Source organism: Rahnella sp. PD4, from assembly GCF_049199325.1.
Lineage (GTDB): Bacteria > Pseudomonadota > Gammaproteobacteria > Enterobacterales > Enterobacteriaceae > Rahnella > Rahnella perminowiae.
The window spans coordinates 865370-890639 of the sequence record NZ_JBLZQF010000002.1 but is presented as its reverse complement, the minus strand read 5'-3'; the positions used below and the strand labels follow the sequence as shown (position 1 = coordinate 890639).

Annotated in this window: 26 protein-coding genes; 17 read left to right on the top strand and 9 right to left on the bottom strand. The window is 53.4% G+C overall.

Annotated elements, in window-relative coordinates; genetic code table 11:
• Positions 1 to 5: 5 nt before the first annotated feature.
• Genes ACOZIO_RS08715 through uraH form a run of 7 tightly spaced genes read left to right on the top strand, consistent with a single transcriptional unit; the run spans position 6 to position 5448 of the window.
• Complete coding sequence (locus tag ACOZIO_RS08715) at positions 6 to 671, top strand: amino acid ABC transporter permease (protein ID WP_217220854.1); 666 nt, start codon at positions 6 to 8, stop codon at positions 669 to 671.
• Entirely contained in the window at positions 671 to 1324 is a 654-nt protein-coding gene (locus ACOZIO_RS08710) for an amino acid ABC transporter permease (protein ID WP_165383764.1), read from the top strand. Before ACOZIO_RS08715 ends, ACOZIO_RS08710 begins: the two co-directional genes overlap by 1 nt.
• Positions 1324 to 2076 (top strand): amino acid ABC transporter ATP-binding protein, encoded by a 753-nt coding sequence (locus tag ACOZIO_RS08705; protein ID WP_129955042.1) that lies wholly within the window; start codon positions 1324 to 1326, stop codon positions 2074 to 2076. Before ACOZIO_RS08710 ends, ACOZIO_RS08705 begins: the two co-directional genes overlap by 1 nt.
• An 18-nt stretch (positions 2077 to 2094) precedes the next feature.
• Positions 2095 to 3333 carry a pyridoxal-phosphate-dependent aminotransferase family protein gene (locus tag ACOZIO_RS08700; RefSeq protein ID WP_129955043.1) on the top strand — a complete coding sequence of 413 codons (1239 nt, stop codon included), beginning with the start codon at positions 2095 to 2097 and terminating at the stop codon, positions 3331 to 3333.
• Positions 3333 to 4607 (top strand): allantoate amidohydrolase, encoded by a 1275-nt coding sequence (hpxK, locus tag ACOZIO_RS08695; protein WP_421595186.1) that lies wholly within the window; start codon positions 3333 to 3335, stop codon positions 4605 to 4607. The genes ACOZIO_RS08700 and hpxK overlap by 1 nt, the downstream gene beginning before the upstream one ends.
• Positions 4604 to 5101 carry a 2-oxo-4-hydroxy-4-carboxy-5-ureidoimidazoline decarboxylase gene (uraD, locus tag ACOZIO_RS08690; protein WP_266060710.1) on the top strand — a complete coding sequence of 166 codons (498 nt, stop codon included), beginning with the start codon at positions 4604 to 4606 and terminating at the stop codon, positions 5099 to 5101. Before hpxK ends, uraD begins: the two co-directional genes overlap by 4 nt.
• A complete protein-coding gene (gene uraH / locus ACOZIO_RS08685; RefSeq protein WP_129955046.1) occupies positions 5098 to 5448 on the top strand; it encodes a hydroxyisourate hydrolase in 351 nt (116 codons plus the stop codon). Before uraD ends, uraH begins: the two co-directional genes overlap by 4 nt.
• 12 nt (positions 5449 to 5460) lie before the next feature.
• On the opposite strand, the gene ACOZIO_RS08680 is transcribed toward uraH, so the two are convergent.
• The gene (locus ACOZIO_RS08680; protein ID WP_129955047.1) at positions 5461 to 6729 is read right to left on the bottom strand and encodes a glutamine amidotransferase-related protein; all 1269 of its coding nucleotides are present in this window, start codon (positions 6727 to 6729) and stop codon (positions 5461 to 5463) included.
• Positions 6730 to 6952: 223 nt separating this feature from the next.
• Between ACOZIO_RS08680 and ACOZIO_RS08675 the strand changes: the two genes are divergently transcribed.
• Entirely contained in the window at positions 6953 to 7459 is a 507-nt protein-coding gene (locus tag ACOZIO_RS08675) for a DUF1993 domain-containing protein (protein WP_129955048.1), read from the top strand.
• Between the two features lie 98 nt (positions 7460 to 7557).
• On the opposite strand, the gene ACOZIO_RS08670 is transcribed toward ACOZIO_RS08675, so the two are convergent.
• Positions 7558 to 8331 (bottom strand): amidohydrolase, encoded by a 774-nt coding sequence (locus tag ACOZIO_RS08670; protein ID WP_129955049.1) that lies wholly within the window; start codon positions 8329 to 8331, stop codon positions 7558 to 7560.
• Entirely contained in the window at positions 8319 to 9479 is a 1161-nt protein-coding gene (locus tag ACOZIO_RS08665) for a pyridoxal phosphate-dependent aminotransferase (RefSeq protein ID WP_129955050.1), read from the bottom strand. The genes ACOZIO_RS08670 and ACOZIO_RS08665 overlap by 13 nt, the downstream gene beginning before the upstream one ends.
• A 207-nt stretch (positions 9480 to 9686) precedes the next feature.
• Between ACOZIO_RS08665 and ACOZIO_RS08660 the strand changes: the two genes are divergently transcribed.
• The 3 genes from ACOZIO_RS08660 to ACOZIO_RS08650 are packed head-to-tail and all read left to right on the top strand — an operon-like array spanning position 9687 to position 11541.
• Positions 9687 to 10301, top strand: coding sequence for a methylthioribulose 1-phosphate dehydratase (locus ACOZIO_RS08660; RefSeq protein ID WP_129992260.1), 615 nt, complete (start codon positions 9687 to 9689; stop codon positions 10299 to 10301).
• Entirely contained in the window at positions 10298 to 10984 is a 687-nt protein-coding gene (gene mtnC, locus ACOZIO_RS08655) for an acireductone synthase (protein ID WP_129955052.1), read from the top strand. Before ACOZIO_RS08660 ends, mtnC begins: the two co-directional genes overlap by 4 nt.
• A gap of 11 nt (positions 10985 to 10995) precedes the next feature.
• Entirely contained in the window at positions 10996 to 11541 is a 546-nt protein-coding gene (locus ACOZIO_RS08650) for a 1,2-dihydroxy-3-keto-5-methylthiopentene dioxygenase (RefSeq protein ID WP_129955053.1), read from the top strand.
• Between the two features lie 485 nt (positions 11542 to 12026).
• On the opposite strand, the gene ACOZIO_RS08645 is transcribed toward ACOZIO_RS08650, so the two are convergent.
• From ACOZIO_RS08645 to mtnA, 4 genes are all read right to left on the bottom strand, one after another.
• The gene (locus tag ACOZIO_RS08645; protein ID WP_129955054.1) at positions 12027 to 12689 is read right to left on the bottom strand and encodes a DUF799 domain-containing protein; all 663 of its coding nucleotides are present in this window, start codon (positions 12687 to 12689) and stop codon (positions 12027 to 12029) included.
• Positions 12686 to 13063, bottom strand: a complete 378-nt coding sequence (locus ACOZIO_RS08640; protein WP_129955055.1) for a DUF4810 domain-containing protein — start codon at positions 13061 to 13063, stop codon at positions 12686 to 12688. The genes ACOZIO_RS08645 and ACOZIO_RS08640 overlap by 4 nt, the downstream gene beginning before the upstream one ends.
• An 18-nt stretch (positions 13064 to 13081) precedes the next feature.
• Positions 13082 to 13753 (bottom strand): CsgG/HfaB family protein, encoded by a 672-nt coding sequence (locus tag ACOZIO_RS08635; protein ID WP_015696171.1) that lies wholly within the window; start codon positions 13751 to 13753, stop codon positions 13082 to 13084.
• 307 nt (positions 13754 to 14060) lie between these two features.
• Complete coding sequence (gene mtnA / locus ACOZIO_RS08630) at positions 14061 to 15089, bottom strand: S-methyl-5-thioribose-1-phosphate isomerase (RefSeq protein WP_129992263.1); 1029 nt, start codon at positions 15087 to 15089, stop codon at positions 14061 to 14063.
• Between the two features lie 116 nt (positions 15090 to 15205).
• Between mtnA and mtnK the strand changes: the two genes are divergently transcribed.
• From mtnK to ACOZIO_RS08615, 3 genes are all read left to right on the top strand, one after another.
• Complete coding sequence (mtnK, locus tag ACOZIO_RS08625; protein ID WP_421595185.1) at positions 15206 to 16405, top strand: S-methyl-5-thioribose kinase; 1200 nt, start codon at positions 15206 to 15208, stop codon at positions 16403 to 16405.
• Positions 16406 to 16500: 95 nt separating this feature from the next.
• A complete protein-coding gene (locus ACOZIO_RS08620; protein WP_015696175.1) occupies positions 16501 to 16971 on the top strand; it encodes a DUF1456 family protein in 471 nt (156 codons plus the stop codon).
• Between the two features lie 296 nt (positions 16972 to 17267).
• The gene (locus tag ACOZIO_RS08615) at positions 17268 to 18665 is read left to right on the top strand and encodes a carbohydrate porin (protein ID WP_129955058.1); all 1398 of its coding nucleotides are present in this window, start codon (positions 17268 to 17270) and stop codon (positions 18663 to 18665) included.
• A gap of 264 nt (positions 18666 to 18929) precedes the next feature.
• Here the strand turns inward: ACOZIO_RS08615 and fadE are convergent, their stop codons facing one another.
• A complete protein-coding gene (fadE, locus tag ACOZIO_RS08610) occupies positions 18930 to 21398 on the bottom strand; it encodes an acyl-CoA dehydrogenase FadE (protein ID WP_217137896.1) in 2469 nt (822 codons plus the stop codon).
• A gap of 269 nt (positions 21399 to 21667) precedes the next feature.
• On the opposite strand from fadE, the gene lpcA reads away from it, so the two are divergent.
• Positions 21668 to 22246, top strand: a complete 579-nt coding sequence (lpcA, locus tag ACOZIO_RS08605) for a D-sedoheptulose 7-phosphate isomerase (RefSeq protein WP_129955060.1) — start codon at positions 21668 to 21670, stop codon at positions 22244 to 22246.
• 141 nt (positions 22247 to 22387) lie between these two features.
• On the top strand, positions 22388 to 23155 hold the full coding sequence (locus tag ACOZIO_RS08600; RefSeq protein WP_015696178.1) for a class II glutamine amidotransferase: 768 nt from the start codon (positions 22388 to 22390) through the stop codon (positions 23153 to 23155).
• Here ACOZIO_RS08600 and dpaA read toward each other — a convergent pair.
• On the bottom strand, positions 23126 to 23851 hold the full coding sequence (gene dpaA, locus ACOZIO_RS08595) for a peptidoglycan meso-diaminopimelic acid protein amidase (RefSeq protein ID WP_129955061.1): 726 nt from the start codon (positions 23849 to 23851) through the stop codon (positions 23126 to 23128). The two genes, ACOZIO_RS08600 and dpaA, sit on opposite strands and share 30 nt — an antisense overlap.
• A 281-nt stretch (positions 23852 to 24132) precedes the next feature.
• Here dpaA and dinB point away from each other — a divergent pair, with 281 nt between their 5' ends.
• Complete coding sequence (gene dinB, locus ACOZIO_RS08590) at positions 24133 to 25221, top strand: DNA polymerase IV (protein ID WP_217137895.1); 1089 nt, start codon at positions 24133 to 24135, stop codon at positions 25219 to 25221.
• The last annotated feature ends 49 nt before the right edge of the window (positions 25222 to 25270 follow it).

Sequence of the window (25270 nt, the reverse complement as noted above, 5' to 3'; positions counted from 1 at the left end):
CTTTCATGACCTATCAGCTTAACTTTAGCGCGCTATGGCCTTATATGCCGGAACTGCTGGCCGGTTTATGGACCACCATTGAGCTGACGGTAATGGCAACGGTTGGCGGTGTCGCAATCGGCATTTGCGGCGCGGCCATCCGCTGCGGCAACCATAAAACCCTGCGTGCGGTATGGGGCGTGTATGTCGAAGCCATCCGTAATACGCCGTTTGTGGTGCAGTTATTTTTCATTGTCTTTGGCCTGCCGGCTATCGGCCTGAAAATGACCGCCGGTGAAGCGGCGTTGCTGGCGATGCTGATTAACCTCGGTGCGTACAGCACGGAGATTATCCGCGCCGGTATTCAGGTGACGCCGAAAGGCCAGTGGGAAGCCGGACGTGTGCTGGGATTAACCCGCAGCCAGACGTTCCTGCGTATCGTGCTGCCGCCGTCGCTGAAACGCATTTATCCGTCGCTGGTCAGCCAGTGCATTATCGTGATGCTCGGGTCTTCTGTGGTCTCGCAGGTGTCCTATGAAGAACTGACGTTTGCCGCAAACTTAATTCAGTCGCGTACATTCCTTAGTTTTGAAGTGTATCTGGTCACCACGTTGTTCTATTTGATGCTGTCCGTCGCAATGCGTCAGTTGCTGCTGCTGGCCGGACGCCGTGTCTTTGGGAGTGAAAACTGATGATGACCTTCACCGACTGGGACATTGTGCGCAATCTCCTGCTGGCGGCGCGCTGGACATTGTTGCTGTCGCTGACTGCCTTTATTGGCGGCACGCTGGTGACGTTGCCGTTGCTGCTACTGCGTCTCACCAAACGCCGCTGGCCCGGAAGGTTTGTGCGTCTTTATGCCGAGCTGTTTCAGGGCACGCCGTTGCTGATGCAGTTGTTCCTGGCTTTCTTCGGGCTGGGGCTGTTCGGGATCAACGTCAGCCCGTGGACTGCTGCCGCGCTGGCGCTGACGCTGTATACCAGCGCTTATCTGGTGGATATCTGGAGCGGCAGTATTGCCGCGTTACCGAAAGGCCAGTGGGAAGCGTCGCGCTGTCTCGGCCTGAATTTTGGCCAGACGCTATGGCGGGTGATCACCCCGCAGGCGCTGCGCATTGCTATTGCGCCGACGGTCGGATTTTCCGTGCAGGTGGTGAAAGGTACCGCGCTGGCTTCGATTATCGGTTTTGTCGAACTGACCAAAGCCGGAACCATGCTCAATAACGTGACCTATCAGCCGTTCAAAGTGTTTGGATTAGTGGCGCTGGGCTACTTCCTGATGTGCTATCCGCTGTCCCGTTACAGCCAGCATTTAGAAAAATCATTGCGTGGAGAGAAACAGTAATGCCGCTGATCACCATCAATCAGGTTCAGAAATTTTACGGCCAGAACCACGTACTGAAAGGCGTGGATCTGGATATCGACAGCGGCGAAGTGATTTCGATCATCGGTCGCAGCGGTTCAGGGAAAAGCACGTTGTTGCGCTGCATGAACGGGCTCGAAGGTTATCAGGAAGGCAGCATTAAACTGGGCGGAATGACCATTACCGACCGCGATTCCCAGGCGCGTGATATCAGCCGTTCCGTTGGCATGGTGTTCCAGAGTTTTAATCTTTTCCCGCACATGACCGCGCTGGAAAACGTCATGCTGGCACCACGCCGGGTGCTGAAAAAATCTGCCGCTGAGTGCCGTGAACTGGCCGCACAGATGCTGGCGAAAGTGGGCCTCGCGGATCGCATGGATTATTACCCATCCAGCCTTTCCGGCGGTCAGCAGCAACGCGTGGCGATTGCGCGTGCGCTGGCCATGAACCCGAAAGTGCTGTTGTGTGATGAAATCACCTCAGCGCTGGATCCGGAATTAGTCGGCGAAGTATTGAAAGTGCTCGAGCAACTGGCGAAAGAAGGCATGACGCTGGTACTGGTGACGCACGAAATGAATTTTGCCCGTGAAGTGGGCGACCGCGTGGTGTTTATGCATCAGGGCACCGTGTGGGAACAGGGCGAAAGCCGGACGTTGTTTGCCAATCCGCAAACCCCCGAGCTGAGACAATTTATCGCATCCGTACGCGGCTTAAATGAGGCTGCAGCAAGCTAACATTGTAAAGGATTAACTATGTCAGATTTCATTACTCCCGGACAAATCAACCCGCCAACCCGTCTGCTGATGGGGCCGGGGCCCATCAATGCCGATCCGCGCGTGCTGCGGGCGATGGCGAGCCAGCTGGTCGGGCAATATGATCCGGTGATGACCGGCTACATGAACGAAGTTATGGCGCTGTACCGTGCGCTGTATAAAACCGACAATCAGTGGACGTTCCTGATCGACGGCACCTCACGCGCGGGTATTGAAGCCGTGCTGCTTTCCGGTATCCGTCCGGGCGACAAAGTACTGGTGCCGGTATTTGGCCGCTTCGGTCATTTGCTGTGCGAGATTGCCCGCCGCTGCCGCGCCGAAGTGCACACCCTCGAAGCGCCGTGGGGCGAAGTGTTTGACCCGCAGCAAATCGAAGATGCGATTAAATCGGTGAAACCGCGCTGGCTGCTGACCGTGCAGGGCGACACCTCCACCACCATGTTGCAGCCGCTGGAACAACTGGGTGAAATCTGCCGCCGTCACGGCGTCCTGTTCTACTCCGATGCCACGGCGTCTTTTGGCGGCAATCCGCTGGAAACCGACGCCTGGGGGTTAGACGCGGTATCTGCCGGTTTACAAAAATGCCTCGGCGGCCCGTCAGGCAGCTCACCGGTCACCATCAGCCCGCGCTTTGAAGAACAAATCCGCCGCCGTAAATGCGTCGAGCAGGGCATCCGTACGGCGGATCATGCTGACGGTGACGAAGAGATGATTTACTCCAACTATTTCGATCTGGGCATGATCATGGATTACTGGGGGCCAGAGCGTCTGAATCACCATACCGAAGCCACCAGCATGTTGTTCGCAGCCCGCGAATGCGCACGCATTATTCTGGAAGAGGGGCTGGATACCGGTATCGCACGCCACAAGTTGCATGGTGGCGCATTACTGGCCGGCATTCAGGGCATGGGACTGGAAGTGTTCGGTGACCTGAATAACCGCATGAGCAACGTGCTCGGCGTGGTCATTCCGCCGGGCGTTCATGGCGAACAGGTTCGCCAGATCATGCTTAATGACTTCGGCATTGAAATCGGTACGTCATTTGGCCCGCTGGCCGGAAAAATCTGGCGCATCGGCACCATGGGCTACAACGCCCGTAAAGACTGTGTGCTGCAGACGCTGGTGGCGCTGGAAGCGGTGCTTAACCGTCTGGGCTTTGCGTCGAAATACGGCGCAGGGGCGCAGGCCGCCTGGGACCATTACGCGGGAGGTCAGTAATGGCTGAAGCCTTTACGCTGGCTGCGGTTTCAGAAAGCGCAAAGCTTGCCGCTGAAAGGGTGATGGCGCGTTGCGACGCACTGGCCGCCATCAGCGAAACGCCGGGGCAACTGACCCGCGTGTATCTTTCGCCGGAGCATTTGCAAGCCAACCGTCTGGTGGGCGAATGGATGAGCGCCGCCGGGATGCGCGTCTGGCAGGACAGCGTCGGCAATATCTGCGGGCGTTATGAAGGGCTGGATGCGTCGGCACCGGCTATTTTGTTGGGATCACATCTTGACAGCGTGCGCAATGCCGGCCGTTATGACGGCCCGCTCGGCGTGCTGACCGCGCTGGAAGTGGTGGCGCATTTGCATCAGAACGCCATCCGTTTGCCGATGGCGGTGGAAATCGTCGGGTTCTGCGATGAGGAGGGCACACGTTTTGGCATCACGCTGCTTGGCAGTCGCGGACTGACCGGCACCTGGCCCGCCGACTGGCTGGAACGTCAGGACGCGCAGGGTATTACGGTTGCTCAGGCGATGCGTCACGTCGGGCTGGATCCGCTGAATATCGGCGCATCACAGCGTGCGGTCAGCGATTTTTGCGCCTATCTGGAATTGCATATTGAGCAGGGCCCGTGCCTGCAAACGGCGGACGTGCCGCTCGGCGTGGTCACGGCGATTAATGGCGCGCGTCGCCTTAATTGTGAATTCACCGGTCATGCGGGTCATGCCGGCACCGTACCAATGGGGCAGCGTCAGGACGCGCTGACTGCGGCAGCCGAATGGACACTGGCCATCGAAAGCATCACCACCGCCACCGGTCGCAATACGGTGGCAACCGTGGGTACGCTGGAATGTCTGCCGGGCGCGGTGAATGTCATTCCGGGGCAGGTGAAATTGTCGCTGGATGTGCGTGGACCGCGTGATGATGATTTATCGGCACTGCTGGAAACGCTGCTGGCGAAGGGCCGTGATATCGCTGTACGTCGCGGGCTGACGTTTACCGCCGAACAGTTTTACGCCATCAGCGCGACGGAATGTCACGCCGGCTTACAGCATCGTCTCAGCCAGAGCGTTTTACACTTGCAGGGACAGGCGATGTTGCTGCCAAGCGGCGCAGGGCACGACGCGATTGCTATCGCCGAATGCTGGCCGGTCGGCATGTTATTTGTGCGCTGCAAAGACGGCATCAGCCATCATCCCGATGAGTCTGTTACCTCCGGTGATGTGGCATTCGCGGTGCAGGCATATATTAATACTGTGCTGAGTTTTGGTGAGGGACATTTATGACACCGGAAGCGTTCAATGCGTTATCCGAAACCGAAGCCGTTTCCCTGTTGCGCCCGCTGGTCAGTATTCCGGCCTGGGCGAAAACGGTCAGTGAGGCGCGGCCTTATTCTTCTGTGGAAGATGTGCTGCGCTGTGCCGAAGCGGCCTGTGACAACTGGACGCAGGAAGACATTGCCCGCGCGCTGTCTGCGCATCCGCGCATCGGTGAACGGGCCAGCGGCACCGGCAAAGAAGCGCAGCTTTCCCGTGGCGAACAGGCGACGCTCAATATCAGCCAGCAGGCAGTGATTGATGCGTTGCATGACGGTAATCTGCGTTATGAACAGCGTTTCGGACGGGTATTTTTGATCCGCGCCAAAGGGCGCAGCGCAGAGCAGATTCTGGATAATCTGCAACGGCGGCTACAGAATTTACCGGACGATGAAGATCGCGAAACGGCGCAACAACTCAAAGAAATTACCTTGCTGCGTTTAAAGGAGATATTTCAGTCATGACCTCTGTTTCTAAAACGAAAGTCACCACCCATATTCTCGATACGTCGTCAGGGCAGCCTGCGGCCAATGTGCGCGTCTGGCTGGAAAGGGTGGAAGGGCACAACATCACGCTTGTCAGCGAAACCCAAACGGATGCCGATGGTCGTGCCGCAAAATTAACACCGGAACCGGTCGCCTCAGGGCATTACCGCTTGTGTGCGGATATCGGCGCGTATTTTGCCGCCACCGGTCGTGAGACGCTTTATCACTCGGCGATCATTGATGTGGTGATCGCCGGTGAACAGGATCATTACCATCTGCCGCTCCTGATCAGTCCTTATTCCTGCTCCACCTATCGCGGCAGTTAGACGGCGTCGTCATCAGCCCATCAGCCTGTGCGGATGTTTTAAACGCACGCTTTTGGTCAGTGCAGCGTGACTGACATCGCGGTCACGGTTGCACTGGCGCACCTGTTGCAGAAACGCCATCAGCAGCGGATTGGGCCGCTCGCGTCGTGACGTCAGCTCCGGTTGCCCCTGAACGCCTATAAAGAACGGATGATTGTTCAGCTCAACAGCCTGCGCCTGTTCACCACTTTCGTCATACCCTGAAACGTTCAGCCCTGCGCTTTCAAGCTCCGCCAGTAAATGCGGATTCAGATAGCGGCGCTGGTTGTAGCGCAGCAAAAATTCATTGCCCGTTTTATTGGCCAGCAGGGTGCCGCGGCGGGTGATGACCGGATGATTTCCCAGACGGGGCTGGGTGTGTTCGGCCAGCGGTAAACCGGTTTGCAGGCTGCCGAGCGTTGATGGCCCGTGCATGACTACACGTTCCTGTCCGAGCACTTTCTGCCCCAGCGCAGTGATCATCTGATGCATGCCCTGATTAATCCCTAACACCGGGGTCTGGTTTTCCAGTGCCCAGGTGGCGGTTGCCAGCGGTCCGGCCTGCGCATCGCTGCGGGTGATCGTTGCGCCCGGGAAGATAATGCCGTCGACGTCAGCCAGTGTGCAATCAAGCTGGCTGCCCAGTAACGTGGATGTCACATAGACAACATCAATGTTCATTGCCAGTGCATCGGCGGCGTCTCCCAGTGCAGCGAGCATTGCCGGATAACTGTCGCGCTGCTCGCTAACATCCCCCACCAGTGCCACGCGCAGGGTTTTTCCTGCCCGCATGACCGGCTGTGAAACCGAACCTAATGCCCAGCGGCCAAAGGCATCGCGTCCCCAGCCGTTACTGCGAATTTTGCCGGTGATGCAGTCTTCCAGCTGGAATTTATCCTGATTGCGCACCACGGTTAATGATTCAGTTTCAATGCCCTGTGCTGTAATGAATGCGTTCAACTCTGCGGATAACGGTTCACGCAAGGGCACGACGATATCTTCTTTAAGTGCCCGATAAATCAGGGATTCAATGCCGGATTCCTCACCCGCATCACGCCCGGTCAGGCGCTCCAGCCACACCAGCCCGCTGGTTATTGCCTGTCCCTGCGCCGTCACGTGCTGGCGCGCATTCGGGTAACGTTGCGCATCATGACTGACGGGAAAATGACACAGCGGCAAAGCGCGTAGCTCAGCAAGTATCGCTGCCATCGCGCCGTACAACGCGGGTTCGGGCGTGGAGTGTGCAATAAAGGTGATGGTCATCAGGGGTCCTCTGTCAGATGTTTTTGCGGGAGTAGGAAATGCAAGAATTGATCCACCGGGGGTTGTTTTTACATGCGCTGACAAAAAGAGCGGCGCACGTCGCAAACCTGACGTTCCGCCATCCTTCACTGCTATAAAACGTCACGCTGTTCAGACCGGAACGCGCTAAGGTAGCGCCGGTTGTTCTAAGTTGTTCTAACCCGTCATTCACTGAGGAAGCATCATGTCAGCATCGCTTTATGGCAGTACAGCGGCACAGTTTGTTCGTGGTTTACAGAATCTTTCAGCATTACTGGAAAAGGGCGAGGCATGGGCAAAGGAAAACGGCAAATCAGAAGAAGAAGTCCTGAATACCCGTCTGGCAGAAGATATGTATCCGCTGGCGCGTCAGGTGCAGATCACCAGTGATATGTCGAAAGGCGCGGTTGCCCGTCTGGCCGGTATTACCGCGCCGGCGATGGAAGACAACGAAGTGACGTTTGCCCAATTGCAGGAACGTATCGCCAACACACTGCGTTTTATCGAAAGCGTGGACGCACAGCAACTGGAAGGCGATGAATCCCGTGAGATCGTGGTGAAAGGCAGAAACCGTGAAATGAAATTTACTGCACACAGCTACGTGACAGTATTTGCCATACCTAACTTTTATTTCCATATCACCACGGCGTATAACATTCTGCGCCATCTGGGCGTGAATATTGGTAAAGCGGACTTTATCGGCGGAAATTAACCGCGGCGGCCACCCAACAGAACGGTATAAAGTAAAAATGCCCCGGCAGAGACGTCCGGGGCATTTTTTTGTGAAGGCTGTTTAAGCGCTAAACCTTCTTAATCATGAAGCAAAAAAGTATCGGCATCACGCCAGGCCGGGAAGGTTTCGCGGTAATCCTGTAGCGCTTCAAGCGACAACTCGGCATCGATAATCATCGCTGAGCCCGGCTCAGCACGCGCCAGTTCTTCACCCTGCGGATTAAAAATCAGGCTGTCACCGCTGTAGTAATGGCCGTTGTCATCGTGGCCGACACGGTTGCAACCGGCAACATAAGCCTGATTTTCAATCGCACGGGCGGCAAGCAATGTCTGCCAGTGGCGGCTGCGCGGTGCCGGCCAGTTGGCGACGTAAAGTGCCAGATCGTAATCCTGCCGGTTGCGTGAATACACCGGGAAACGCAGGTCATAGCAGACTTGCGGCAGAATACGCCAGCCGCGCCATTCCACGATTTCACGACGTTTTCCCGGCACATAATAATTGTGTTCACCCGCCATACGGAACAGGTGGCGTTTATCGTAAAAATGCACTTTACCCTGCGGTTCGACCAGCAGAAAACGATTCACTGCGCCTTCCGTGGTGCTCAATGCCACGCTGCCTCCGATCATTGCACCGAGCTGTTTCGCCCACTGTTGCAGCCATTGCACGACACGCGATTCAGGCAATGCGCTGCCCGGTGCCTGCATGGCGAAACCGGTGGTGAACATTTCCGGCAAGACAATCAGGTCGCGTGCGGTCAGTGCACCGAGCAGGCCGTCGAAGTGTGCGAGGTTAGCCTCGCCGTCCAGCCACACCAATGGCTGTTGCAATACGGACAGTTTTAAAGTTGACACAGGCGCTCCGAAGCCGCGTCCAGTGTAGCTTCCTGTTTGGCGAAGCACAGCCGGATCAGTTTATGTGGGAAAGGCGCGGCGCAGAAAACCGACATCGGAATGGCCGCCACACCGGCATGTTCAGTCAGCCAGTGGCAGAATGCAACATCATCTAAATCGGAAACGTCACTGTAATCGGCCAGCAGGAAATAGGTGCCCTGACCCGGCAAGACCTTCAGACGGCTGTTAGCCAGCCCCTGCGCGAGACGGTCACGTTTAGCCTGATAAAAGGCCGGTAATTCCTGCCAGTGTTCCGGCGCTTCACGCAGCATATCCGCCAGCGCCAGCTGAACCGGCGTGGTGATGGAGAAGGTGAGGTACTGGTGAACCTTGCGCAGTTCAGCGCTGATTATCGCCGGTGCCACGCAATAGCCCACACGCCAGCCGGTCATGTGATACGTCTTACCGAACGACGACACGGCAATGGCGCGCTGACGCAGTTCCGGATGACGCAGCACACTGGCGTGACCTTCCGGCGCAAAACAGATGTGCTCATACACTTCATCGCTCAGCACGAAAATGTGCTTATCCGCAATGCTCTGCCAGAGCTGCTCAATGTCGCTGTGGCTCCAGACGGTGGCCGACGGATTATGCGGCGTGTTGATGATCACAAGCTTTGTGCGATCAGTGATGTGATCCGCGAATTCCGCCCAGTTAACTTTGAATTCCGGTGGCTGCAACTGAATACGTTTCATTACGCCGCCCGCCAGTTCTACCGCCGGAGCATAGCAGTCATAGCTCGGATCGAAAGCAATCACTTCGTCACCTTCCGATACCAGCGCGGTGATGGCGATATACAGCGATTCTGTCGCACCCGCCGTGATGGTGATGTCGGTGGTGGCATCCGGTGCATAGCCGTAAATCTGTTCGGTTTTGGTGGCAATTGCCTCACGCAGCTGTGCCGTGCCGGTCATCGGGGCGTACTGGTTCGCGCCCTGGCTGACGTGATAAGCCAGACGGTTTTTCAGGTATTCGGGGCCGTCGAAATCAGGGAAACCCTGCGACAGGTTAATGGCATTGTGTTTCTGCGCCAGCGCACTCATTTGGGTAAAAATGGTAGTGCCTAAAGCAGGAAGTTTACTTTCGGGGATCAGTGCTGCTGTGCTCATGGCGGGTCAGTACTCCTGGACCGTTGACCTGACAGGCGTCAGGTGTGCAAATAGCGATGTTGCTCACAATATAACACGATGTTAATATTTGGCAATCGAGACGCTTAGATGGCTAAATGCCAATTCGGTCTAAGCCGCATAACATTGAATATATCGTCAGTTTCATCCCGAACTTCGTCCCTCAACCCACAGCTTTTCAGGAATACGATGACAGAGAATTTGCAACTGGGCGCGCTGCTGGCGGCCTGTCACTGGATTGGACAGAAGGGCTGGAGCCCGGCGACGGGCGGCAATATGTCCGTGCGCGAAGGCGATGCCCATTGCCTGATCACTGAATCGGGAAAAGACAAGGGATCACTGACCGCAGAAGATTTCCTGCGGGTGGAACTCGACAGTGGCCTGGCACCCGGCGGACGTCGTCCTTCAGCGGAAACCGGGCTGCACACCATGCTGTATTCCCGCTATCCTGAAACAGGTGCGGTGCTGCATACCCATTCGGTCAATTCGACGGTGTTATCCCGGGCAGAACGCAGTGGTGCGCTGGTGCTGGAAGGTTATGAGATGCAGAAATCGCTCAGCGGCCAGACCTCGCACCTTGATCAGGTGGTGATCCCGATTTTCGACAACAGCCAGGATATTGCTGCGCTGGCGCAGAAGATCATGACGTCAGCGGAGCACACACCGTTGCAGTATGGTTTTTTGCTGCGTGGCCATGGGCTGACGTGCTGGGGGCGGGATGTGGCCGAAGCGCGCCGCCATCTGGAGGGGCTGGAGTTTTTATTCCAGTGTGAACTGCAACGTCGCCTGCTGGAGGCTAAATGATCCGCGCTATTGTCACTGATATTGAAGGCACCACCACGGATATCCGTTTTGTACACCAGGTGTTATTCCCCTATGCCCGGCAGCGTCTCGCCGACTTCCTGCGCCATGAGCACGAACAGCCGGACGTCGCCGCTGCCCTGGACGCTTTACGCGCTGAAATCGACCGGCCACAGGCCAGCGTCGAGGCGCTGATCGAACAGCTCTTTACGTATATGGATAACGACGTGAAATCGACGTCGCTGAAAGTATTGCAGGGCATCATCTGGCGTACCGGCTATGAAAACGGTGATTTTCGCGGACATCTGTATGCCGATGTCGCGCCGCAGCTGGAAGCGTGGAAAGCGGAGGGGCTGCAACTTTGCGTGTATTCCTCAGGTTCGGTAGACGCGCAAAAGTTATTGTTTGGCTACAGTGATGCCGGTGATTTAACGCCGCTGTTCAGCAGATATTTCGATACCCGCGTCGGTGCCAAGCGTGAAACGGAATCGTATCAGAACATCGCTGAACAACTGATATTGCCGCCGCAGGATTTACTGTTTTTATCGGACATTCGTCAGGAGCTGGACGCCGCGCGTTTAGCGGGCTGGAATACCTGTCAGCTGATCCGCGATGACGCTGATGAACTCAGCGATCATCTGCAGGTTAATCGTTTTGATCAGATAGCCTTAGAAACATTCTTATAAGAGGGTTGACCATGAGTGCATTAACGATTTTTAGTGACCAGGATCCTTCCGCACCGTTGTGGGAAAGCCGAGACGGAGACGCGATCGCCGCCGAACTGAGCAAAATTGATGTACGTTTCGAACGCTGGCAGGCTGACCGCGATTTAGGCGCAAACCCGCAGCCGCAGGACGTGATTGCCGCTTATCAGCATGAAATCGACAAACTGGTCGAAGAGAAGGGGTATCAGAGCTGGGACGTGATCAGCATGCGGCCGGACAACGAGCAACGCGAGGTGCTGCGCACTAAATTCCTTTCCGAACATACGCACGGTGAAGACGAAGTGCGTTTCTTCGTCGAAGGCGCAGGGCTGTTTTGTCTGCACCTGAACGGCAAGATTTTCCAGATCCTGTGCGAGAAAAACGATCTGATTTCCGTACCGGCCAACACCCGCCACTGGTTTGATATGGGCGGCTCTCCGTCGTTCACGGCAATCCGCGTTTTCGATAATCCCGAAGGGTGGGTGGCGCATTTTACCGGCGATAAGATTGCCGATGCGTACCCGAGAATGGGTGAATAAGATTTGCGTACTGCAGAAACAAAAAAACCACCAGAAGGTGGTTTTTTTGTGCTGGTCAGGTTAGCGGCCTTTCCAGCGGGCTTCGTTACTGATGTAACGCAAGCGCAACCCAGCCACAACATAGTCTGCTTTCTGAACAATTTTGTCAAGTTGGTCGACAACAAGTGTATGATTATGGCGGCCCTTTACGCCGTCTTAGCAAACGGGCACCGGTTTCAGAAAAGGATGTCCAATGACCGTCAACGCAGGCGCAACCCAGCGCTTGTTTTCACGGAGATATCACCGGTGGTGTTGACGTGAAGCGGTCTTTGCAAGGACCGCACAATGAAACGGTACATCTGTATCTTTATCGTTGTCACCGGAGCGGCAATGTTTCAGGGCAAAGGAAGTTGGAGTATCTCCAATAATTCTCTCTCTGTGACAATTGACGCATCGGGCAAGTAAGCCAGAAAGCCGTCTCGTAAGGGGCGGCTTTCTTTAGGCCTTTATCGCATTGCCTGCTTAGCGTAATTCGGTGAGCGCGGGCCATACAGCAGGCCGTCGGTCTGAGATGCACTCAGCAGACGGTCGCTGGTGAGCCCGGCGATATCATGACCTTTGTCGGAAATCGTGCTGGAGATTTGCTTCACGGCAGCCTGAACCAACATGCCGATGATCCCACCGTTATTGTTGTTGTCATTTTCGCTGTCAGAAGCGGTGGCGTTACCGGTCCACAACACTTTGCCATTGCGTAAATCCACCAGTTTGGCATTAGCGGTCACACGGGTTTCGCTGGAAACCACCATGTAAGTGCTGCCGTAGCGGGTTATATCAATGTAAAGCGCGGCATCCGCACCGAAAATTTCACGCAGTTTGGCGGCGCTGACGGCACGAATATCTTCCGCACCGGTTATGCCGTTCTGCTTGAAAGTTTCCTCAACGACGGCCACCGGGAAGACATAGAAGCCGTCTTCAGCCAGCGGTGCGGTGACGGTAGAAAGCATGCTGTGACTGGCATTCACATCCGGAGAATGGTTCACCGGCGGGAGCACCAGAATCGATCTCGGTTTGCTCTCTTTAAACGCGGTGTAATCGTAGGACGCTTTTTTCGCACAACCCGTCAGCAGTAACGTCAGCACTACGCCGGTCAGCAGGAATAAACGTTTCATTTAACACTCCCTTTATTTTTCAGCAGGAAATCCATATAGGTTGCTGACTCCGGAAATAAACTTTTCTCAGTATTGAATTCCTGAAATGCCAGGTCGGTGTGGCCCGTATTGGCATAAAGCAATCCCAGTTGCGCGTGCAGGCCAGGTGGTACGGCTTTATTGGTGGCGCGGGATTTTTCAATCGATTCTTTTAATGACGCGATTTGTTCTTCAGGACCCACTTTGTCACCCTGATAATACTGGTATACCGTAGACTGGTATTTGTCCCAATTATAAAGTGACTTATCCGCCTGCTTTGCACAGCCCGCTAATAATAACGTTAAGGTAATAAGGCCACCCTTTATCAGGGCGCTTTGGTTTTTACATATTGTCATTTTATAATATCCGTATTATTAATTAGCCGGACGCCATGCGCCGCTTTCGATTCCATTGACCAGATTATTCACCGCTTCGCGGATAGCTAAATCCAGCACTTTACCGTTTAAGGTTGAGTCATAACTGGCGGTGCCGCCGAAACCAATAATTTCGCGGTTAGACAGGGAATATTCGCCCGCACCTTGTGAGGAGTACACCACTTCTGAGGTCTGTACATTAACGACATTCAGGCTGACTTTAGCGTAAGCGATTTGTTGCTTGCCGCGTCCCAGGATGCCCCACAGCTGGTTATCGCCGACTTCTTTGCGGCCAAACTCAGTGACATCGCCGGTGATGACATAGTTCGCGCCTTTCAGAGTTTGTGCCTGGCCTTTGATACCCGCTTCTTCTTTAATTTCCGCCATATTCGTGCGGTCTAATACATTGAAGCGACCCGTTTGTTGCAGGTCAGTGACCAGAATGGTTTTAGACTGATTGCCCAGACGATCGACACCATCGGAGAAAATGCCACTCATATAACTGGAGCGGTTATCGAATTTACCGACAGAAATCGGGCTGCGCGGACCATTATATTGCGTGTTATAAGAAGCCACTTTCTGAACTTCTACCGTGCGTGATGATTCTGTTGCGCACCCTGATAATGTGCCTGCCGCAATAATTGCCGACAAAACGAAAACTGATTTCCTCATGTTACTATTCCTTGTCCATTTAATGTCTTATTAACGGGTAATAGCTGCCCGTTCCAAATTAAAATAATTTGACTTAATGTCATCTCAATATGATGAAATTGATATTTCACTTAAAGGCGCGAATTATCTCAATAGCCAGATTTTCTATTTACGGCATCGAAAACCGGTGCAGAAAAGGGATAAATTTAAATTGGCTAAGAATAATCCTAACAGATATTGGTTTTCGATTTCCTTACATTTGTGAGTTTTTCTTATCAGTAGCTTAAAAAAACAGCGCCCGCAGGCGCTGTATTGCAGGCAGGCTGTTTTAACTTAATGCCTGACGGAAGATACCATCCTGTACCTGATCCGGTGTCACCACCCCCACATCCAGCACCCAGCCGCTGATCAATTCTGCCGGTGTGACATCAAATGCCGGGTTATAAACCTGCGCGTTGAACGGTGCCCATTGCACGGCCCCGAAACTGCCGGAAACGCCGGTGACTTCAGTCGCTGTCCGTTGTTCGATCGGGATGGCGGCACCGTTCCGGCACTGCGGATCATGTGTGGTATGCGGCGCGGCAACGTAGAACGGAATGCCGTGATATTTCGCCAGTACCGCCAGGCTGTAAGTGCCAATTTTGTTCGCGACATCGCCATTGGCGGCAATGCGGTCAGCGCCAACCCAGATAGCATCGACGCGTTTTTGTGCCATCAGGCTGGCGGCCATCGAATCACAAATCAGCTGATACGGAATGTTAAGTTCGCCAAGTTCCCAGGCAGTGAGGCGGCCGCCCTGTAACAGCGGACGGGTTTCATCCACCCATACCTGTTCCACATTGCCCTGTTCATGGGCACGGCGGATCACCCCGATGGCTGTGCCGATGCCTGCCGTTGCCAGACCGCCGGTGTTGCAATGGGTGAGCAGGCGACTGCCGGGCGTCACCAGCGTCGAGCCGTGTGTGGCAATGCTGTCACATAATGCTTTGTCTTCATCCACCAGACGGAGAGCTTCTTCAGTCAGCGCTTTCACGTAATCCGCCTGCTGCAATGCAGCCTTCATGCGGTCAAGATTGTTCATCAGATTCACTGCCGTCGGACGCGAAGCACGCAAGGTTTCCAGCGCGTGATGCAATTCATCCTGCGCCATGCCCTGTTCAGCCAGCAATGCCAGCAGCAGGCTGGCGGACAAACCAATCAGCGGCGCACCACGCACGCGCAGGGTCCGGATGTGATCCACCAGTTCACTGACGTCGCGGCATTCGCGCCAGTCTGAACGTTGCGGCAGAGCTTGCTGGTCGAGGATCCACAGCTGGTTTTCACGAATACGTAAACTGGTGGTTGTGAGGCTTTGCATTGTTGGTTAAATCCTTGTTGCCCGGTTGCATCTGTTCACTTATTCTGCCAACATGCTTCACGGATGTATAGACGTCTAAACGCTTTAAAGGCTAAAAAAGAATTCGAGAGGTCAGGATGTCACGTTACTACACCTTTACCGCCCAAGATGCCGTTGAATATGCCCGTCAGTTTGGTGGCGTGGCGGATCCGCAATCTCTGGTCACGGCCGATGAAATCGGTGACGGAAACCTGAACCTGGTGTTTAAGATCCGCGATACGGCGGGAAAAAGCCGGGTGATTGTGAAACAGGCTCTCCCTTATGTGCGGTGTGTGGGGGAATCCTGGCCGCTGACGTTAGATCGTGCGCGCATTGAAGCCGAAACCCTGATAATCCACGGTCAGTATTGCCCGCAGCACACGGTTAACGTGTTGCATCACGACGCTGAACTGGCCGTGATGGTGCAGGAAGATTTGTCGGATCATCATATCTGGCGCAGTGAACTGGTGCTGGGAAAACATTACCCGCAGGCAGCAACCCAGTTGGGCGAATATCTGGCTCAGACGCTGTTCCATACTTCCGATTTCTACCAGAATGCGCAGGCCAAAAAAACCGAAGTCTCCCGTTTTACTAACCCTGAATTATGTCAGATCACCGAAGATCTGTTCTTCACCGATCCGTATGTTGATCATGAGCGCAATAATTTTGAGCCGGTATTGCAGCCGGCGGTGGAGGTGCTGCGTCAGGATAAACCGCTGCGTCTGGCCGTCGCCGCGCTGAAACACCGTTTCCTGAGCAAGGCGCAGGCGCTGCTGCATGGTGATATCCACAGCGGTTCGATTTTCGTTGCCGAAGGCAAACTGAAAGCCATCGACGCGGAGTTCGGTTATTACGGCCCGATGGGCTTTGATCCCGGTTCGGCTCTCGGCAACCTGCTACTGAACTATTGTGGTCTGCCTGGGCTGGTTGGGGTGCGTGAAGCGGCGGATGGCCGCGAGCAGCGCCTGCAAGATGTGCGCGAACTGTGGCTGAGTTTCTCAGCGCGTTTTCTGCAACTGGCGCGGGATAAATCACAAGATCCGACGCTGGCAGAGCCGGGTTATGCAGAACTCTTCCTGCAGGAGGTCTGGCACGACGCGGTCGGTTACTGCGGCGCGGAGTTGATTCGTCGTACGGTTGGCCTGGCGCATGTTGCTGATCTCGATACCATTAAAGATGATGCCATGCGCGCTGATTGCCAGCGCCATGCGCTGAGCCTCGGGCAAAAACTGATCCTCACTGCGCAACAAATCGGCGATGTGGAGTCACTTATTGCACGGATCCGTCAGTTCAGCTAATCCTGTAAGTTTCTTGTATAATGCCCGCCTTCGAGGTGCGTAGGGGTAAACCCGGTGGCATTTCCTCGGTTTACTTTTAACAGGAATACAGAATTATGATGCATAACCATGTCTTACGCAGCGTGCGCTACATGTTGGATTTAAGTGAAGGCCAGCTGATCGAGATCCTTAAAACCACCGGTACGCCTGTCAGCCCCGACGTGATGTCGCGTTATCTGAAAAAAGAAGACGAAGAAGGTTACATGGAAGTGCCGGACGAAGTGATGGCAAACTTCCTTAATGGCCTGATCACTTTTAAACGCGGCAAAGACGATCGCTTCCCGGCACCGGAAGTGGAAAAACGCCTGACCAACAACATTATGCTGAAAAAGCTGCGTGTGGCGTTTGAGCTGAAAACCGAAGATATGATTTCTGTCCTGACCGCGGCTGATTTCAAAGTGTCTGAAGGCGAACTGAGCGCGTTCTTCCGTAAAGAAGGCCACAAAAATTACCGTCCGTGTGGCGATCAGGTGATGCGTTATTTCCTGAAAGGGTTGACGGCGAAAGTTCGTCCTAAAAAAGGCTAAGATATAAAATATTCGCCAGCTTAATATATCTGATGGTGTGTATTATAAATAATAATTAGCGGGGTGCTTTTATGAAAAAAGCGCCCCGTTTTACGTTTATTGGTTTTTCAGTGATGTAATTTCGTTATTACAGTTTTACTTCACGTTTCCCCGCTTTTATTTTTGACAGATTATTCCTTCGAAAACTATCTTCTGTTCTCATTATGAAACCTCCGGGCATTATTTTAATAAAAATGAAATAACACCGTTTATTTTAAAATGGCGAATTTAATTTGTATTGAAAGGACATCTTAATTATGAGAAAGATTACAACTTTGGCTTTATTAGTCGGGCTGGCTGTGTCTGCTCCCGCACTGGCAGCGAGTTCATCAGCCAGTCTGGAAGCCCGTATGGCGCAGCTTGAACAACGTCTTCAGCAGGCAGAAGCGCGCGCGGAAACGGCGGAAAAACAGATCCAGCAACTGACGAAGCAGGATGTGAAACGTGAGCAGCAAATAGCCAGCGTGAAAGAAGCCACGCCGGTAGAAGTTAAACAAGATGGAATATCGAAAGACAAATTGTTAACACTTAATGGATTTGATAATTTAAAACTATACGGCGATGTGGAATTTAATGTCGACGGTGCAAGCCGTAGCGGTCAATTAACCTCTGTCAGAACGCAGGATAATAAAAACTGGAAACCGGGAACCCATGAACGCTGGGATGTTAACGGACGGTTATTAATCGGGCTGGATGGTTATCGTCGTAATGATAACGGGCAATTCTCTGGATTTTCTGTACAGCCGACGGCTGACCTGAACGGTTCAATGACGCTTGATGATGCCGCCTTCTTCTTCGGCGAAGAAAAAGACTGGATGGCAAAAATCGGCCGTTTCGAAGCTTATGATATGTTCCCGCTTAATCAGGATACTTTCGTCGAGTACTCCGGTAATACCGCCAATGATCTGTACGCTGACGGCTACGGCTATGTCTATATGATGAAAGAAGGGCGCGGGCGCAGTGACAGCGGCGGCAACATCATGTTGAATAAAAACATCGGCAACTGGTATTTCGAGCTCAATACCTTACTGGAAGATGGTTCCGCGCTGTTTGCCGAGCAAAATTACCATGGCAATGAGCTTGAAAATGATAAAAACGTTGCGTATCTGCGCCCGATTATTGCCTGGAAAGGTGATGCATTCTCGGTGGCGGCCGCAATGGAAACCAATGTGGTGAATAATGCTTACGGTTACACCAACGATAAAGGCGATTTCGTTGACCAGTCCAAACGTAATGGTTACGGCATGACCATGACCTGGGACGGGCAGAAAGCTGACCCTGAAAATGGCGTGGTGGCTAACCTGAGCACTGCCTACATGGATGCATCGGATGAGAAAGATTTTACCGTCGGCGCCAATGCGTTGTGGAAACGCTTCGAACTGGGCTATATCTATGCGCATAACAAAATTGAAGATTTCAACATTAATGGCGTTCGTGCATCCGATTACGACGATGACTGGTTCGATGAGCCGGGCAGCTATGACATTCATACCATTCACGCCAGTTATCTGATCCCGAACGTCATGAACATGGAAAACTTTAACGTGTACCTGGGTGCCTACGTCTCAATGCTGGAAGCAGATAAAGCTGACAGTGCCGATGATGACAGTGATGAGCGTTACGGTGCGCGCGTGCGCTTCAAATACTACTTCTAAATTACCCGTTATATTTCGCGTCACAGGTGCGTTGGCTGCACATGCTCGCCCGAATCACTTACCTGAGTAAGCTCATCGGGACTCGCTTGTCTGCCGCGTTACTCGTCAAAGCCTCGCCCCTTCGGGGCCAGCTTGAGCGCTGTTCAAAGGCTAAAGCCTTTGTCCTGGGACAGGAACTCGTTAGGGTAATAGGTATGTATTTTCACAAATAACAAAAAGCCTGAGTGCGTAACACTCAGGCTTTTTTATCGGCTAACGGTTCACTCAGGCAGCTTCGGTGTGGCGGGGTTTCGCCTCATCCTTTTTTGCGTCGTTTTTCTCCGCGGCTGGTTTTTGCGCGGCCAGGGCATCCGGCTCGAACTCATCAACGTTAATCGAACGCAGACGGCTTTCTTCTGCACGGCTGAGAATACGGGCGTCATCAGCACTCAGATGACCGGCATCCAGACCTTTTTGCGCCAGCATATCCAGACGGGTAAATGGCAGTTTTTTACCCATCGCCTCACATAAACGTTTATGTACCGGCTCTGCCGCCAGAATATCCTGCAATGCTTCTTCCAGCAGGCCAACCGGGTTGTGCTCGCTTGGCGTCAGATACTGACCGCGGCCGATGCGGCTACGCGTGGCCGAAGGCACCTGAAGAATACGCGCCAGTTCGTGATCCAGACGATCTGACGGGGCGGAATGCGAACGGCCCAGCGGGAAAATCACCACCCGCATCACACCGGCCACAAAACGGTTCGGGAAGTTACGCAGCAGGTCATCGATAGCCACTTCAGCCTGGTGCAGACAATCCTGCACGCCCCAGTGCACCAGCGGTAAATCCGCTTCGTTACAGCCTTCTTCGTCATAGCGTTTCAGCGTCGCCGTGGCCAGATACATCTGGCTGAGGATATCACCGAGGCGGGCGGAAATACGTTCGCGACGTTTCAGGCTGCCACCCAGCACCCCCATCGACACGTCAGCCAGCAGGGCCAGATTGGCGCTCAGACGGTTGATGTGCTGGTAATAACGGGCAGTTTTATCATTAACCGGCGTATCGCTGGTACGACCGTCAGTCAGGCCAAGCCAGAAACTGCGCATTTGGTTGCTACCCACGTGGCCGATATGTCCGAACAGCGCGCGGTCGAAATCATCCAGATCATTTTTCTCCGCCGCCGCCATTTCACGAAGCACATAAGGATGGCAGCGGATCGCACCCTGACCGAAGATGATCATGCTGCGGGTCAGAATGTTGGCACCTTCCACGGTAATTGCAATCGGCGCGCCCTGATAAGAGCGGGCCACGAAGTTACTGGTGCCGAGCATAATGCCTTTACCGCCGGTGATATCCATCGCATCCATCACGGCGCGCTGCCCGCGGTGTGTACAGTGGTATTTCACGATAGCGGACAGCACCGCCGGTTTTTCACCCAGCATAATACCGTTAGTGATAAGCGTCGCGGCGGCATCCATCACATAAGCATTACCGGCAATGCGTGCCAGCGGTTCTTCAATACCTTCCATTTTACCGATCGGCAGTTTGAACTGACGGCGGATATAAGCATAAGCACCGGTCGCCAGCGCCAGAGATTTCAGGCTGCCGGTCGAGTTAGAGGGCAGCGTGATGCCCCGGCCCACAGAAAGACATTCCACCAGCATCCGCCAGCCCTGACCGGCCATTTTCGGGCCGCCAATGATGTAATCGATCGGGACAAAGATATCGCTGCCACGTGTCGGACCGTTCTGGAAGGGCACATTCAGCGGGAAGTGACGGTGACCAATTTCCACACCGGCGGTGTCGGTTGGGATCAGTGCACAGGTAATGCCTAAATCAGTTTCGCTGCCGAGCAGGTGATCGGGATCTTTCAGTTTAAACGCCAGGCCCAGTACGGTGGCGATAGGTGCCAGCGTGATGTAACGCTTGTTCCAGGTCAGGCGCATGCCGAGCACTTCTTTCCCCTGCCACTGACCTTTACACACGATACCGAAATCAGGGATGGCTCCGGCATCAGAACCCGCTTCCGGGCTGGTCAGGGCGAAACACGGGATTTCCAGACCGGCGGCCAGACGTGGCAGATAGTGATCTTTCTGCTCTTCGGTACCGTAATGTTGCAGCAGTTCGCCCGGCCCGAGGGAGTTCGGTACACCGACGGTGATCGCCAGAATGCCCGACACACCGGCCAGCTTTTGCAGCACACGCGCCTGTGCGTAAGCTGAGAATTCCAGGCCACCATATTCTTTCTTAATGATCATCGCGAAGAAGCGGTGCTCTTTCAGATATGCCCACAGTTCCGGCGGCAAATCAGCCAGTTCGTGGGTGATCTGAAAATCATTAGCCATGCGGCAGGCTTCTTCAACCGGCCCGTCAATAAAACGCTGTTCTTCTTCTGTCAGTTGCTGCTCAGGGTAATTCTGTAATTTCTCCCAGTCCGGCTTGCCACCAAACAGGTCGCCTTCCCACCAGGTAGTGCCCGCTTCAATCGCTTCTTTTTCCGTACGGGACATAGCAGGCATCACTTTACGGAAGGTACGCAGCGCGGGGCCGGAGAATAAGGCGCGACGCAGGGCAGGAATATTGAAAGGCAGAAGAATGATCGCCAGCGGCAATAACAACCACAGCGTCCACAGATGAATAGCGCCCATGGCCGCTGTAAACGCCAGCAAAATCAGGCTGCTAAGGGCAAGGTTGACCTTGTGATAGAACAACGCACCAAGGATCACGATAAATGCAACAATGCTAAGAACCATCATAGTAAAGCTCCTGAGTCGTAGGAGGTCTGACCTGTTGTAGGGATACAATGGTTGTAGTTCATGCTCATTTCTTTATCAATGTGTTTACATATTAATTACAACGCAGCTCACAAACCGGTCGCACGAAGCGTCAAAAACAGAAACTATCGGAATCATTACCGCTTCACTGCTTCTCGCTGTTTCGGCTTTCCGTTAAACTGCACAGCGGAACGTTTTATTGCTATCGGCCGTGCTGAAACCGGCTGTAAATGGACATAAAAGAGGCTGCTATGTATCTGGATATTATCCGTACTGAACTGAACGAAGCTGCTGATACGCTGAATAAATTCATCAGCGATCCGTCAAATATTGAGTCTATTCAACGTGCAGCAGTGCTGCTGGCGGATTCATTCAAAGCGGGTGGGAAAGTGATTTCCTGCGGTAACGGGGGTTCACACTGCGATGCCATGCATTTTGCAGAAGAACTGACAGGCCGCTATCGCGAAAACCGTCCGGGTTATCCGGCCATTGCGATTTCCGACGTCAGCCACATCTCATGCGTCGGTAACGATTTCGGTTACGAATATATCTTTTCCCGTTATCTGGAAGCCGTGGGTCAGAAGGGCGATGTGCTTCTGGGTATCTCCACTTCCGGTAATTCCGGTAATGTGATCAAAGCCATCGAAGCCGCGCGCGCCAAAGGCATGAAAGTCATCACCCTGACCGGTAAAGACGGCGGGAAAATGGACGGTTCAGCCGACGTGGAAATCCGCGTTCCGCACTTTGGTTTTGCTGACCGCGTGCAGGAAATTCACATTAAAGTGATCCATATCCTGATTCTCTTAATCGAAAAAGAAATGGCGAAATAATTCGCCGCACGTTTGTAATACGGCGTTGAAATCTGGCTCAGAATGCTCATTTACTCTGTGTAAACTCCGCTTCTTCGCCAGATCCCGCTTTGTTTCACCATAGTGCAGCGCATTATTAAAATAATAAAAAGGGGGCTGGTGATGTGCGAATTGCTCGGGATGAGCGCTAACGTTCCTACTGATATTTGTTTCAGTTTCAGCGGATTAGTGCAGCGCGGTGGCGGAACCGGCCCGCATAAAGACGGCTGGGGCATCACCTTTTATGAAGGCAATGGCTGTCGTACTTTTAAAGATCCGACGCCAAGCTTTAATTCGCCCATTGCCCGCCTTGTTCAGGAATACCCGATCAAATCCTGCGCGGTGATTTCTCATATCCGCCAGGCAAACCGTGGCGAAGTGGCACTGGAAAACACCCATCCGTTTACCCGCGAGCTGTGGGGACGCAACTGGACTTACGCACACAACGGTCAGCTTCGCGGCTATCGCCAGCTGGATACCGGTACCCTGCGCCCGGTGGGGCAGACCGACAGCGAATACGCGTTCTGCTGGTTATTGCATAAACTCACTCAACGTTATCCGCGCCGCCCTGCAAGCTGGCCGCCGGTGTTTCGCTATATTGCGTCTCTGGCTGATGAGCTAAGGCAGAAAGGGGTGTTTAACATGTTGCTGTCGGATGGCAATTTTGTGATGGCGTATTGCTCGACGAATTTACACTGGATCACGCGGCGTGCGCCTTTTGGCAAGGCAACGTTGTTGGATCAGGATGTGGAAATTGATTTTCAGCAGCAGACGACACCGGATGATGTCGTCACTGTGATTGCCACGCAACCGCTGACGGCGAACGAAACCTGGAACAAAATTGCTCCAGGTGAATTCGCATTATTTCATCGGGGCGAACGCCAGCTGTGAAGGCAGCGGGGTGTTGGACAACGGTTGCAGCACTTCATATTTACCGTCAGTGACCACGACATTCGGTGGCTGATGGTGTTTTTCAAAGTACGCATATCCTGGCTGCAACTGGTTCCAGAAACTGTAGTAGCTGGAGTTTTTATGCGCCTTCATGTTGGCATCGGTCATCCTGAACGGATAAATGCTAATCTTTAAACTGCGTTGCCCGAACTGGAATGCCGCCTGTACGTACGTAAAGATTTCGTCCATATAGCCGTCGGTCATGGCATAGCAACCGATAGACTTACAGTTACCGTGAATCATCAGATACTTACCTGAATAACCCTGCGAGATATCGTAAGCATTCGGGAAACCGATGTTGATGGCGCGATAAAAGCGGCTGTCAGGCTTCAGGTGGTGAATATCCACGTTGTAGAAACCTTCCGGACTTTTAAAATCGCCTTCGCGACGTTTATTTCCCAAACCGCCGGAAAAATCGCAGATGCCATAACTGCCAATCAGGCGAAATTCGCCGTCGAGCTGGGCATACAATTCGAGTTTACGTTCTTGTTTGAAGATCTGAATATAAACCGGTGCGCCCAGTAATTGTTTTTTTAGTGTCGCGTTGACCGGGACAGCATCGCTGGCCACGGCGTAATTTGCTGTAAATAAAGGCAAACTGAGGAGCATCGCAAGAAACAGCGCGATTCTGATCATTCTAAGTCCTGCTCGGTAATAATTTTGATTATGTTGTCTACAGCTGAACTGCCTGTAAGACCGCCACTGATTTTCTTCTTATGTACTGCCTGTCTGAAACGATGCCATATTAATACTGATTAAATTTTTAGCAATCACCAAATAATGAATAATGACTTTCGAAATAGGAAATTTATTACGATGCCATTTCTGGTGATTCATTAAGCCAAATTAACCCGGATTTTGTGTGTTTGAAATTACGCCATCCCACTGTATACTTATACAGTTATCAGGGGAGGGCTATGCGTAAAATCATTCACGTTGATATGGACTGCTTTTTCGCGGCCGTCGAGATGCGCGATGATCCTTCCCTGCGCGACATTCCTATTGCCATTGGCGGCAGCCGTGACCGCCGTGGCGTCATCAGCACCGCCAATTATCCTGCGCGCAAATTCGGCGTGCACAGTGCGATGCCGACCGGTATGGCACTGAAACTTTGCCCGCACCTGAAAGTCATCCCCGGCCGAATGGAGGCTTATAAAGAAGCTTCAAACCACATCCGTGAAATCTTTGCGCGTTATACCCCATTGATCGAACCGCTGTCACTTGACGAAGCTTATCTGGATGTTTCCGACGCAACGCAATGCAACGGCTCTGCGACGCTTATTGCTGCAGAAATCCGTCAGGCCATTTTCGATGAAATCAGGCTGACGGCCTCTGCCGGCATTGCACCGATAAAATTTCTGGCAAAAATCGCCTCGGACCTGAACAAGCCTAACGGCCAGTTTGTGATCACGCCGGATAAAGTCGATGCGTTTTTACAGGATCTTCCGCTGGGTAAAATCCCCGGCGTCGGCAAAGTCACAGCCCAGCGTTTGCAGGCGCTGGGGCTGAACACCTGCGGCGATGTACAGCGCTATGATCTGGCGACACTGCTCAAACGATTTGGCAAGTTTGGCCGGGTACTGTGGGAGCGCTGCCAGGGTATTGATGAACGTGAAATATCCCCCGAGCGGTTGCGCAAATCGGTCGGTGTGGAACGCACGCTGGCAGAAGATATTCACAGCTGGGAAGAATGCGTGGCACTGATCGAACGTTTATATCCGGAACTGCACATACGCCTGAGCCGTGTCAGTCCGGATCTGCGCATCGCCCGTCAGGGGGTAAAACTCAAATTCCATGATTTTCAGCAGACCACGCAGGAACACGTCTGGCCGGTGCTCAATAAAGAAGATTTACTGAAAGTGGCGCGGGAGGCATGGGAGAAACGGCGTGGCGGACGGGGCGTCAGGCTGGTGGGATTACACGTGACGTTGCAGGATCCGCAGATAGAGCGGCAGCTTCTTTTGGATTTGAGCTCCTCCCCCTGTGATGAACTGAACTCCGAATGAAGGTTTAAAAAGTCCAACATTCGGGGTTCAGTTCACAGGGGAGGGAGCC

Coding starts and splice junctions, on each gene's coding strand:
- ACOZIO_RS08675 (WP_129955048.1), top strand. CDS start 6,953: ATGTCAGCATCGCTTTATGGCAGTACAGCGGCACAGTTTGTTCGTGGT.
- ACOZIO_RS08710 (WP_165383764.1), top strand. CDS start 671: ATGATGACCTTCACCGACTGGGACATTGTGCGCAATCTCCTGCTGGCG.
- uraH (WP_129955046.1), top strand. CDS start 5,098: ATGACCTCTGTTTCTAAAACGAAAGTCACCACCCATATTCTCGATACG.
- ACOZIO_RS08615 (WP_129955058.1), top strand. CDS start 17,268: ATGAGAAAGATTACAACTTTGGCTTTATTAGTCGGGCTGGCTGTGTCT.
- ACOZIO_RS08640 (WP_129955055.1), bottom strand. CDS start 13,063: ATGACAATATGTAAAAACCAAAGCGCCCTGATAAAGGGTGGCCTTATT.
- ACOZIO_RS08620 (WP_015696175.1), top strand. CDS start 16,501: ATGATGCATAACCATGTCTTACGCAGCGTGCGCTACATGTTGGATTTA.
- mtnC (WP_129955052.1), top strand. CDS start 10,298: ATGATCCGCGCTATTGTCACTGATATTGAAGGCACCACCACGGATATC.
- lpcA (WP_129955060.1), top strand. CDS start 21,668: ATGTATCTGGATATTATCCGTACTGAACTGAACGAAGCTGCTGATACG.
- ACOZIO_RS08650 (WP_129955053.1), top strand. CDS start 10,996: ATGAGTGCATTAACGATTTTTAGTGACCAGGATCCTTCCGCACCGTTG.
- ACOZIO_RS08660 (WP_129992260.1), top strand. CDS start 9,687: ATGACAGAGAATTTGCAACTGGGCGCGCTGCTGGCGGCCTGTCACTGG.
- fadE (WP_217137896.1), bottom strand. CDS start 21,398: ATGATGGTTCTTAGCATTGTTGCATTTATCGTGATCCTTGGTGCGTTG.
- ACOZIO_RS08600 (WP_015696178.1), top strand. CDS start 22,388: ATGTGCGAATTGCTCGGGATGAGCGCTAACGTTCCTACTGATATTTGT.
- ACOZIO_RS08680 (WP_129955047.1), bottom strand. CDS start 6,729: ATGACCATCACCTTTATTGCACACTCCACGCCCGAACCCGCGTTGTAC.
- ACOZIO_RS08645 (WP_129955054.1), bottom strand. CDS start 12,689: ATGAAACGTTTATTCCTGCTGACCGGCGTAGTGCTGACGTTACTGCTG.
- dpaA (WP_129955061.1), bottom strand. CDS start 23,851: ATGATCAGAATCGCGCTGTTTCTTGCGATGCTCCTCAGTTTGCCTTTA.
- uraD (WP_266060710.1), top strand. CDS start 4,604: ATGACACCGGAAGCGTTCAATGCGTTATCCGAAACCGAAGCCGTTTCC.
- dinB (WP_217137895.1), top strand. CDS start 24,133: ATGCGTAAAATCATTCACGTTGATATGGACTGCTTTTTCGCGGCCGTC.
- hpxK (WP_421595186.1), top strand. CDS start 3,333: ATGGCTGAAGCCTTTACGCTGGCTGCGGTTTCAGAAAGCGCAAAGCTT.
- ACOZIO_RS08665 (WP_129955050.1), bottom strand. CDS start 9,479: ATGAGCACAGCAGCACTGATCCCCGAAAGTAAACTTCCTGCTTTAGGC.
- ACOZIO_RS08705 (WP_129955042.1), top strand. CDS start 1,324: ATGCCGCTGATCACCATCAATCAGGTTCAGAAATTTTACGGCCAGAAC.
- mtnK (WP_421595185.1), top strand. CDS start 15,206: ATGTCACGTTACTACACCTTTACCGCCCAAGATGCCGTTGAATATGCC.
- ACOZIO_RS08635 (WP_015696171.1), bottom strand. CDS start 13,753: ATGAGGAAATCAGTTTTCGTTTTGTCGGCAATTATTGCGGCAGGCACA.
- mtnA (WP_129992263.1), bottom strand. CDS start 15,089: ATGCAAAGCCTCACAACCACCAGTTTACGTATTCGTGAAAACCAGCTG.
- ACOZIO_RS08700 (WP_129955043.1), top strand. CDS start 2,095: ATGTCAGATTTCATTACTCCCGGACAAATCAACCCGCCAACCCGTCTG.
- ACOZIO_RS08715 (WP_217220854.1), top strand. CDS start 6: ATGACCTATCAGCTTAACTTTAGCGCGCTATGGCCTTATATGCCGGAA.